We start from the raw sequence: 9408 nt of genomic DNA, 5'->3' as shown, positions 1-9408 counted from the left end.
CCGGGACGCCGGTGGTCATGGTCGCGCAGGCCTCGCCCCAGCGGGCCAGCACGTCGGCCAGCTCGCCCGCCCGCCCGGTGGTGACGTCGAGGGCGGCGAAGACGAGGGAGTCCTGCGCGGGCGTGGTGATGCCGGCCTGCCGCGGGCCGTGGAAGGGCACGGTGCGCGGGGCGGCGGCCGCGGGGGTGCCGGTGCGGGCGCCGAGGGCGACGGCCCCGGCGCCCAGGCCCGCCGCCCCGGCGACGGCCGCGCCGGTGAGGACGCCGCGCCTGCTCGGGCGCGGGGGCGGCGTCACCGCTGCGCGGCGCCGACGACCTTGCCCGAGACCAGCGAGAGCGGCTCGGCGAGGGCGTCGACGGCGGAGGCGAGGTCGCGGACCTGGTCCTGCGACAGGGTGGTGTAGAGGACGTAGGAGTCCCCCTGCCGGTGGGGCGCCAGCGCGGCGTCGACGTCGTCGAAGCGCTGGGTGATGGTCGTCACGAGCTCGGGGTCGGTGACCTGCAGCGCCGGGGTCAGCAGGTCGAAGGCGCGCCGGGCGCCCTCGACGTTGGCGGCGAAGTCGAGCAGGTCCAGGTGCGAGTAGGCCTCCTCCTCGCCGGTGACCTTGGAGCTGGCGACCTCGTCGAGCAGGCCGCTGGAGCCGTTGGCCAGGTCGGCCGGCTGGTAGGTCGTCGTCTGCACGAGGGTGTGCAGCTCGGCGACGTCGGCGACGAGCTGCTGGGCCACCGGCGCGGCGCCGGCGGTGCTGCCCCGCTCGAACAGCGCCTGCTCGATGCGGTGGAAGCCCGTCCAGGTGGCGGGGTCGGCGACGTCGGCGAGGCGGGCGTCGACGCGCGGGTCGAGGTCGCCGAAGCTCTCGGCGACGGTCTCCACCCGCTCCCAGGGCACCCGCGCCGGCCCGTAGAGGGCCTTGGCCCGCTCGACGTCACCGGCCTGCACGGCCGCGGCGAAGGCGTCGGTGGCGGTGACGAGGTCGGCGACCTGGGCCTTCACGTAGTCCTGGTAGCCCTGCGTCGCCGCGGCGAACAGCGGGTCCTCGGTGCCGGCGGTCGCGGCGGCCGCCCCGGTGACGGTGAACGGCGAGGTCTCGCTGGCCGCGTTCGGGCACTGCAGCGTGTACTCGCCCGCCTCCAGCTGCAGCGAGAAGCTGGCGGACAGGCCCGGGGTGAGGTTCTCCCGCTCGCCGACGATGCGCCCGCCGGCGTTGACCAGCTCGGCCTCGGTGACGGCGGTGGCGCCGTCGTTGACGACCTCGAAGGTGGCCGCACCGGCGGGCACGGAGGTGGGCTCGGCCGTGCAGCCGTCGTCGGTGATGCTCACGTGCACCGTGCCGCCGGCCGCGCCGCCGCCGCGGCGCCGCGGCTCGGCCACCGCCTGCACCCGCCCGTCGGGCAGGACCTCCAGCGCGGCCGCCGCGCCGATCTCCTCGACGGGGGTGAAGACGTGGCCCAGGGCGGCGAGCGCCTGCCCCGTCGGGGAGTCGACGTAGGCCTGCTCGGCGCTGGCGGCGGGGCCGTTCTGCTCGGAGACGCGGGGGGCGGCCACCGCCTCGGGCAGGCTGCGCCCGCGGTCGAGGCGGTCGACGAGGATGCCCAGCGTCGTGCCGATGATCGTCGCCCCGCCGGGCGAGCCGGTGGCCAGCAGCGGGCGGCCGTCGCGCAGCACGATGGTGGGCGACATCGACGAGCGTGGCCGCTTGCCCGGGCCGGGCCGGTTCGGGTCCACCACCCCGGCCACGGCCGGGCCGGTCGAGAAGTCGGTGAGCTCGTTGTTGAGCAGGAAGCCGCGCCCGGGCACGACGACGCCGGAGCCGCCGGTCTGCTCGATGGTCAGCGTGTACGAGACGACGTCGCCCGAGGCGTCGGCGGTGACGAGGTGGGTGGTCGAGGGGCCCTCGGCGGGCTGCTCGGCCGCGCCGGCGCCCGCGCCGCACGCGGCGCCGTCCCCGGCGGCGACCGGGCGCGGGAGCACCGCGGCGTCCTCGACGAGGCAGGCGCGCGAGGCGGCGAAGCCCGGGGAGAGCAGCCGGTGCAGCGGGACGTCCTGGACGTCGGGGTCGCCCACCCAGCGGTTGCGGTCGGCGAAGGCCAGGGCCGCCGCCTCGAGCTTGCGGTGCTCCAGCTGGACGTCGTCGGCGGCGGGACCGCGCTGGTCGGCGACGGCGTCGATCACCTGCAGCGCCTCGCCGACGGTGCTCCCGCCGCTGCTGGGGGGCGCCATGCCGTAGACCTCGACGGGGCCGCCGGCGGCGGGGGCGTCGTGCACGACGCGGGTGGGCACGCGCTCCAGCGCCCGGTAGGCGAGCAGGTCGTCCAGCACCATGCCGCCGCGCAGGACCTCGCGGGTGACGCCGTCGGCGACGGGTGGGGCCGCCACGGTGTCGACGACCGCCCGGCCGAGCTCACCGCCGTAGAAGGCGCCGGCGCCCTGCTCGGCGAGGACCTGGTAGGTGCGGGCGAGGTCGGGGTTGGTGAAGACCGAGCCGACGGCGGGGGCGTCGCCGCCGGGCAGGAACAGCTGCGCGGTGGAGCTGAAGTCGCGGAAGCGCTCGGCGTTCTCGACGGTCTGGTCGTGGAACTCCTGGTCGACGACGAAGCCCCGCTCGGCCAGCGAGCGGGCGCCGGAGAGCGCCTCGGCCAGCGTCATGGTGCCGGACTCCGCCAGCGCCCGCTGCCAGGTGGCGGGAGTGCCGGGCACGCCCACCGACAGCGTGGAGCTGACGAGCTCGGGGAAGGGGCGGGCCGTGCCGTCGGGGGCCAGGAAGGAGTCGTCGGCGAGGCTGGCGGGCGCCTCCTCGCGGCCGTCGAGGGTGCGCACCTCGCCGGTGGTCGCGTCGTAGCTGACGAGGAAGCCGCCCCCGCCGACACCGGCCGAGTAGGGCTCGGTGACGCCGAGCGCGGCGGCGGTGGCCACGGCGGCGTCGACGGCGTTGCCGCCGCGGCGCAGCACGTCGAGGCCGACCTCGGTGGCCTCCGGGTCCACGCTGGCCACCGCTCCCCCGTAGCCGGTGGCGACGGCCGCGCGCTCGGGCGCCGACGGCGGGGCCCCGGCGGCGGCCGCGCCCGGGGCGGTCACGACGGTGGTGAGCAGGCCGGAGACCAGCACCGCGGACAGGGAGCGTGCGCTCATGGCGCCGAACCCTCCCAGAAGGCGCACAGGACGTCCACAACTGCTGCGGGGCCACGGTTCCGGACGGGCACGGTTGCCGTGCGCCACCCGTGACGTCCCCGCCGGGGACCGCGCGGCCGGCCGGCTGGTCGGCCGCCCGGCTCAGGTCCCCGCCCCCCGGTGCCGATCAGCGGGGGGAGGCGTCGTCCGCGCCGTGATCCCCCGAGGAGCTCCGATGGCCGCAGTCCCGTCCGACACCAGCAACCGCTCGTGGATCGCCGACCGCCCGGTCGCGGTGCGCATCGGCGCGGGCGTCGCCGTCAGCGCGCTGGTCGCGGTGACGGTCGGCGGCCTGGCCACCGTGCGCCTGTCCGAGCTGCGCGAGGCGACCGCCACCTCGTACTCGCAGAGCGTGCAGCCGCTGGTGGACCTGTCCGCCGCCCAGCGCGGCTACCAGGCGGCGCGCGCCCGCGTCGTGGAGTACCCCGCGGCCTCGCCGCAGGTGCGCGCGGACCTGCTGGAGCAGTTCGAGGAGAAGTCCGCCGACCTGCAGGCGGGCCTGGACGCCTACGCCGAGAACGCCGCCGACCCCGCGCAGGTGGAGACCGTGCGCGAGGCCAAGGAGGAGATCGACCGGCTCTTCCACGACGTCCTCGTGCCGACCGCCGACGCCGGCGACGTCGCCGGCGCGGCCGTGGTCTACCGCGAGCAGGTCCTGCCCGTGGTGAGCACCGGCGCGGACGCCATCGAGGCCGCCGGCGCCGCCGAGGAGGCGCGCGCGAAGGCGCGCACCGACGCGGCGGCGGACTCGGCGGCCTCGGCGATGACCCTCGTGCCGCTGGTCTGCGGCCTCGGCCTGCTGCTGGCGCTGGTCATCGCGGTCGTCGTGGTGCGCGGCATCGTCCGCCCGCTGGGCCGGGTCAGCGCGGTCCTCGACGCGGTCGCCGAGGGCGACCTGACCCGCGAGACCGGGATCTCCTCGCGCGACGAGATCGGCCGGATGGCGCAGAGCCTGCAGCGGGCCACCTCGAGCCTGCGCTCGATGGTCGGCTCGATCACGCTCACCTCCACGACCCTGTCCTCGGCCAGCGGCCAGCTGTCGGCGACCAGCGCCGAGCTGGCCGGCGGCGCCGACGCGGCCGCCGCGCAGGCCGGGCTGGTGCACGGCGCGGCCGAGGAGGTCTCGCGCACCGTCGCCACCCTGGCCGCCGGCAGCGAGGAGATGGGCGCGAGCATCCGCGAGATCAGCGTGAGCGCCGCCGACGCCGCCCGCGTCGCGGAGCAGGCCGTCGCGATGGCCTCCACCGCCGACGCGACGGTCAGCAAGCTCGGCGAGTCCTCCCGCGAGATCGGCGACGTCGTGCGCGCCATCACCGCCATCGCCGAGCAGACCAACCTGCTGGCCCTCAACGCCACCATCGAGGCCGCCCGCGCCGGGGAGATGGGCAAGGGCTTCGCCGTCGTCGCCGGCGAGGTCAAGGAGCTCGCGGGCCAGACCGCCCGCGCCACCGAGGACATCACCCACCGCGTCGACGCGATCCAGGCCGACACCACGCGCGCGGTCTCGGCGATCGCGGAGATCCGCGAGGTGATCGCCCGCATCAGCGACTACCAGACGACGATCGCCTCGGCCGTGGAGGAGCAGACCGCCACGACCGCGGAGATGAACGGCAACGTCAGCGAGGCCGCGAACTCCTCCGAGGACATCGCCCGCAACATCTCCACCATCGCCGACAGCGCGGCGGCCACCACCCGCGCCGCCGACCAGACCCGGCAGGCGTCCGGGGACCTGGCGCAGCTGTCGAGCGAGCTGCAGGCCAGCGTCGGCCGCTTCCGCGTCTGAGCCGCGCCGCCTCGGGAGCCCGCCTCAGGAGCTCACCCCGGGAGCCCGGCTCAGAAGACCGAGCCGGGCTCCCGCGCGGGCTCGCCGGCCGGTCCGGCGCCGGCGGCCTGCGCCTGCTCGGCGTCGACGGCGGCGCCCATCCACGTCTCGCACGTCCAGCCCTCCTCCGGCGACCCGGTCAGGGTGACGACGCCGGTGTTGAGCAGGCCGGTGGCGATGACGAAGCCCGCCGACAGGTTGCGCACCCGCACGCCGGCCCAGGTGCGGACGGCGGCGCCGTGGCTGACGACGGCCAGGGTGGTGGTGCCGGCGGCGCGGGCGCGCTCGACGGCCTCGGCGATGGCGGCGTCGTAGCGCGCGAGGAAGGCGCGGCCGTCCTCGCCGCCGGGCTGGGCGACCTCGAGGTCGCCGTGCAGCCAGGCGGCCACGACCTCCAGGTAGCGGCGCACCGAGGCCTCGTCGCCGCGCATCTCCAGCTCGCCCGCCTCGATCTCGCGCAGCCCGTCGGCGACGGCCACCGGCAGGCCGAGGGCGGCGGCCAGGGGGGCGGCGGTCTGCTGGGTGCGCACGAGCGTGGAGGCGCTGATCGCGCCGACGCCCTCGTCGGCGAGCAGGTCGGCGAGGGCGTCGGCCTGCTCGCGGCCCAGCGGGCTGAGGTCCGCGCCGGGCACGGCGGTGTCGAGCAGGTGGTCCACGTTGGAGGGCGTCTGACCGTGGCGGACGAGGAGGAGGCGCACCGCCTCAGCCTCCCAGAGCGGCGCGGTACCCGCTCAGAGCACCACGTCGAGGTGGCCGCCGGAGGTGCCGCTGAGGATCGTCATGAGGCGCACCTGCAGCTCGACGGGGACGGGCTCGCGCGCGGTGACGGTGAGGCGGCCCAGGATGCGGCGCAGGTCCTCGGCGGTCAGGTCGCGCCGGCCGGAGACCGAGCCGGCCCGGCGCTCGCGGTTGATCTCGCGGGCCAGGTCGGCCACGGGGGCCTCGCCGACCCGGGCGCCGCCGCTGCCGTCGTCCTCGGCGCCGGTGCCGCCGTACAGGTGCAGCAGCAGCGCGCGGTCGGACTGGGTGAGCTCGTCGAGGGGGTCCTCGTCGATCCAGTCCGGGGTGATGCGCCGCACCGGCGTCACCGACTGCGCGGCGTCGAGGCGGGACGCGCTGCGGACCGCCGGGGGTGCGGTCACCGTTCCCAGTCGCATCGCCGTCTCCTGTTCGTCACGTGAAGTGCTTGCTGTGTGACTCCCAGTGTCAGGCACGGTGCGCCGGAACCTGAGCCCCCGTCACCCGGACGGAGCAGCGGCGCTCGGGACCGCGAGGTCGGGGCCGAGGGGTCAGGGCGCCGCGTCGCCGAGCTCGAGGGCGCGCTCGGCGCCGAGGCGGGTCAGCGCCCGCTCGAAGACCTCCGCGAGGTCGAGGGAGAAGCGCAGCGGCACCAGCGGGCTCTCCGCCGCCCCGGCCGCCACGAGGGCGTGCACGTGCTCGAGCACGAAGCGGTGCCCCTGCGCGACGGCGTGCTCGTGCACCTCCACGCGCTCCGCGCCGTCCTCGCCCCTGCTGCGCACGGTGAAGCGGGGCACCTCGTGGAAGGGGGCGTCGACCTCGATCCAGCCGCGCTCGCCCTCGATCCAGGCCCGCGAGGCCGTGCGGGCCGCCATCGTCGTCGACAGCGCCGCGACGGCCCCCGAGGGCCACCCCAGCGCCAGCGCCACCTGCCGGTCCACGCCCGACGGCGTCAGCGAGCCCGTCACCTCGACGCTGGAGGGGGTGCCCAGCAGCGTCAGCGCCAGGCCCACCGGGTACGGCCCGAGGTCCAGCAGCGAGCCGCCGCCCAGCTGCGGGTCGTGGAAGCGGCGCAGCGACTCCGGCGCGGGGAAGCCGAAGTCGGCGTGCACGCCCAGCACCTCGCCGACCGCCCCCGAGCCCACGACCTCCAGCAGCGCCGCGGTGCCCGGCAGGAAGCGCGTCCAGTAGGCCTCCACGAGCAGCACCCCCCGCTGCCGGGCCAGCTCCACGAGGTCCCGGGTGGCGGCCAGGCTCGCCGTCATGGGCTTCTCCACGAGCACGGGCTTGCCCGCCAGCAGCGCCGCGCGCGCCGGCGCGTGGTGCTGCGGGTGGGTCGTCGCCACGTAGACCACGTCGACCGCGGGGTCGGCGAGCATGGCCGTCACGTCGTCGTAGGCCGCCACGTCGTGCCCGTCGCGGTCGGCGGCGAAGCGCTCGGCGCGCCCCAGCTCCCGCGAGCACACGGCGGCCAGCCGGCCACCGGGCGCCAGCTCCAGCGCGCTCGCCACGGTCTGCGCGATGCCGCCCGTGCCGACGAAGCCCCAGCCGATCTCCGTGCCGTCCACCTCAGAGCACCTCCACGCGCTCGCCGACCCCACCCGTGCTCCCGTCCGTGCTCACGTCCGTGCTCCCGTCCGTGCTCACGTCCGTGCTCCCGCCCGCGCTCCCGGCCCGGCGCGCCGCGTCCACCAGGCCCGCGCCGTCGAGCAGCGCGTCGACCAGCGCGGCCACGAAGCCGTCGCCGTCGGGCGGCCGGAGCGCGGGCACCTCGGCGACCCCGCCGGGCGTGACGACGACGGAGCCGAGCCCGCCGCGGGCGACGATCGTCGTCCCCCGCGGGCGCACGGCGCGGGCCTGGGCCGCGAGCCCCTCGACGTCGGGGGCCACCGGCGCACCGGCCAGGACGGCCAGCTCCCCGGCGCCGGGCACGAGCAGGTCGGTGCGCGCCAGCAGCCGCTCGGGCAGCGGGCGCGCCGGTGCCGGGTCGAGCACGAGCAGCCCCGTGCACAGCTCCGCGGCGGCCAGCAGCTCCTCGTCGGGGACCCCGCAGTGCAGCAGCAGCACCCGGGCACCGCTCACGGCGGCCGCGGCGTCGGCCCCCTGCCCGACGGCGGCGACCACGACCACGGAGCGCCCGAGGCGGGTCGCGGCGGCGGCCTGGCGCGCGCCCCTGCCGCCCTCGCCGTCGGAGCCGCCCGGGCCGCCCGGGACGTCGGGGCCGCCCACGACGACCGCGACGTCGTGCGTCTTGTCCGCCAGCAGGCGGCCGTGCTCGTCGCGCCGGGTGCTCACCGCGCCTCCCCCACGCCGGGCAGGACCCAGATCGCGGCGACCGCCGGGTCGCCCAGGTCCACCTCCCGGCGGCCCCCCAGCCGCACGACCGTCGTGCCGGCGAAGCTCCTGCGGTGCAGCACCTCCAGCTTCACGTCCAGGCCGATGCCCAGGTCGGCGAAGTAGCGCAGGACGTCGGGGTCGGCGTCGGAGATGCGGGCGACGACGCCGACCCCGCCCTCGGGCACGTCGGCCAGGCCGTGCGCCCCCGGCTGCGGGACGGTGCCGTCGGGGCGCGGGATGGGGTCGCCGTGGGGGTCGCGCTCGGGGTGGCCCAGCCGCGCGTCCAGGCGGTCCAGCATGCGGTCGGAGACGACGTGCTCCAGGACCTCCGCCTCCTCGTGCACCTCGTCCCAGGAGTAGCCCAGGTCGGCGACGAGGAAGGTCTCCAGCAGCCGGTGGCGGCGCACGACGGCCAGGGCCTGCAGGCGGCCGGCCTCGGTCAGCTCGACGCCGCCGTAGCGCTCGTGCTGCAGCAGCCCCGCGTCGGTGAGCTTGCGCACGGCCTCCGAGGCGGTGGAGGCGGACACCCCCAGGCGCTGGGCGAGCATCGACAGGGTGATCTTGTCGTCGGACCACTCCCCCGCCGCGTAGACGGTCTTCAGGCAGTCCTCGGCCGCGGGGGTCGTCGTGGGGCGGGGCACGGGCCCAGCTTGCCACCGCCGCGCTCCGGGACGGGGGCCGCGGCGTTCGGGCGCCTCGGGTTTCGGTCCGCCGAACTCCGGTTTACGCTCGACCTGCACACCGTCGGACGGACTGCGGAGGAAGCGATGCCTCGTCGCTGGGTGGCTGCCGGGGACCTGATGCTGTGCGCGGCCCTCGTCGTGGTGGCCGTGGTGTCCGCGGCCTCGGCGCACTGGCCGCAGGCGGCCGCCGCCGCCGTGCTGTCGCTGGCGTGGGCCGCCGCCGCCCGGCACCGGCTGGGGCACCGCCGCGCCGCGGCACCCGCGGCACCGGCCGAGGAGCCGGCACCCCGCACCGCCGGCTGAGGCGCGGGGCACCGGCGGGCGCCGCGGGTCAGTCGAAGATCTCCGCGGACACCTCGGTCGGGCCGCCGTACTCCTTGTCGGCGATGGCTCCGAGGGCGTCCAGGACCTCGCCGGAGGCGCCGTTGCCCTTCGCCGCCTCGACGAGGGAGTCCTTGCCCGACGGGTAGCCGACCCCGTGCAGGGCCTTCTGGACGTCGATGGGGCTCACGCTGGCCATCAGTGCTCCTCCTGGGTGGGTGAGGGGTCCGTCCTGCCTCGTGTACCCGCTGGCACGCGCCTCACACCCGCCCGGGGCCGGCGCGCGGGGCACCCGCCGCGCCCGGACGCTGCGAGGATCCCCGCGTGACCCCCGACCCC

Annotated in this window: 10 protein-coding genes; 2 read left to right on the top strand and 8 right to left on the bottom strand. The window is 77.3% G+C overall.

The features are described 5' to 3' along the window. Both GTQ99_RS15080 and efeO read right to left on the bottom strand, forming a co-directional pair. Positions 1 to 295, bottom strand: a 295-nt coding sequence (locus GTQ99_RS15080; protein WP_205707540.1) for a Dyp-type peroxidase domain-containing protein, incomplete at its 3' end; no start/stop codon positions are given. Then, complete coding sequence (gene efeO, locus GTQ99_RS25260) at positions 292 to 3129, bottom strand: iron uptake system protein EfeO (protein WP_166616560.1); 2838 nt, start codon at positions 3127 to 3129, stop codon at positions 292 to 294. The genes GTQ99_RS15080 and efeO, both read right to left, overlap by 4 nt. 214 nt (positions 3130 to 3343) lie before the next feature. On the opposite strand from efeO, the gene GTQ99_RS15070 reads away from it, so the two are divergent. Further along, the gene (locus GTQ99_RS15070; protein WP_166616559.1) at positions 3344 to 4951 is read left to right on the top strand and encodes a HAMP domain-containing methyl-accepting chemotaxis protein; all 1608 of its coding nucleotides are present in this window, start codon (positions 3344 to 3346) and stop codon (positions 4949 to 4951) included. Positions 4952 to 5001: 50 nt separating this feature from the next. Here the strand turns inward: GTQ99_RS15070 and GTQ99_RS15065 are convergent, their stop codons facing one another. From GTQ99_RS15065 to GTQ99_RS15045, 5 genes are all read right to left on the bottom strand, one after another. Next, positions 5002 to 5688: a histidine phosphatase family protein gene (locus tag GTQ99_RS15065; RefSeq protein WP_166616558.1), complete on the bottom strand. Its 687-nt coding sequence runs from the start codon at positions 5686 to 5688 to the stop codon at positions 5002 to 5004. 33 nt (positions 5689 to 5721) lie between these two features. Further along, positions 5722 to 6147, bottom strand: coding sequence for a hypothetical protein (locus GTQ99_RS15060; RefSeq protein ID WP_166616557.1), 426 nt, complete (start codon positions 6145 to 6147; stop codon positions 5722 to 5724). A 132-nt stretch (positions 6148 to 6279) separates the two neighbouring features. Continuing rightward, on the bottom strand, positions 6280 to 7296 hold the full coding sequence (locus GTQ99_RS27000) for a Gfo/Idh/MocA family oxidoreductase (RefSeq protein ID WP_166616556.1): 1017 nt from the start codon (positions 7294 to 7296) through the stop codon (positions 6280 to 6282). A gap of 1 nt (position 7297) precedes the next feature. After that, positions 7298 to 8023 (bottom strand): PfkB family carbohydrate kinase, encoded by a 726-nt coding sequence (locus tag GTQ99_RS26995; RefSeq protein ID WP_166616555.1) that lies wholly within the window; start codon positions 8021 to 8023, stop codon positions 7298 to 7300. Then, a complete protein-coding gene (locus GTQ99_RS15045) occupies positions 8020 to 8706 on the bottom strand; it encodes an iron dependent repressor, metal binding and dimerization domain protein (protein ID WP_166616554.1) in 687 nt (228 codons plus the stop codon). Before GTQ99_RS15045 ends, GTQ99_RS26995 begins: the two co-directional genes overlap by 4 nt. Positions 8707 to 8832: 126 nt before the next feature. Between GTQ99_RS15045 and GTQ99_RS15040 the strand changes: the two genes are divergently transcribed. Next, the gene (locus GTQ99_RS15040; RefSeq protein WP_166616553.1) at positions 8833 to 9051 is read left to right on the top strand and encodes a hypothetical protein; all 219 of its coding nucleotides are present in this window, start codon (positions 8833 to 8835) and stop codon (positions 9049 to 9051) included. Positions 9052 to 9079: 28 nt separating this feature from the next. On the opposite strand, the gene GTQ99_RS15035 is transcribed toward GTQ99_RS15040, so the two are convergent. Next, positions 9080 to 9268 carry a DUF2795 domain-containing protein gene (locus GTQ99_RS15035; RefSeq protein ID WP_166616552.1) on the bottom strand — a complete coding sequence of 63 codons (189 nt, stop codon included), beginning with the start codon at positions 9266 to 9268 and terminating at the stop codon, positions 9080 to 9082. Positions 9269 to 9408 lie beyond the last annotated feature (140 nt).

Origin of the sequence: Kineococcus vitellinus, from assembly GCF_009906315.1 — a bacterium.
Lineage (GTDB): Bacteria > Actinomycetota > Actinomycetes > Actinomycetales > Kineococcaceae > Kineococcus > Kineococcus vitellinus.
Note: the sequence above shows the minus strand (reverse complement) of the source record. Positions and strands in the feature narration are given on the sequence as shown.

What these genes read in the sequence shown, in the direction of transcription:
- efeO (WP_166616560.1), bottom strand. Translation starts at nt 3,129, where the DNA reads ATGAGCGCACGCTCCCTGTCCGCGGTGCTGGTCTCCGGCCTGCTCACC.
- GTQ99_RS15070 (WP_166616559.1), top strand. Translation starts at nt 3,344, where the DNA reads ATGGCCGCAGTCCCGTCCGACACCAGCAACCGCTCGTGGATCGCCGAC.
- GTQ99_RS15060 (WP_166616557.1), bottom strand. Translation starts at nt 6,147, where the DNA reads ATGCGACTGGGAACGGTGACCGCACCCCCGGCGGTCCGCAGCGCGTCC.
- GTQ99_RS15040 (WP_166616553.1), top strand. Translation starts at nt 8,833, where the DNA reads ATGCCTCGTCGCTGGGTGGCTGCCGGGGACCTGATGCTGTGCGCGGCC.
- GTQ99_RS15035 (WP_166616552.1), bottom strand. Translation starts at nt 9,268, where the DNA reads ATGGCCAGCGTGAGCCCCATCGACGTCCAGAAGGCCCTGCACGGGGTC.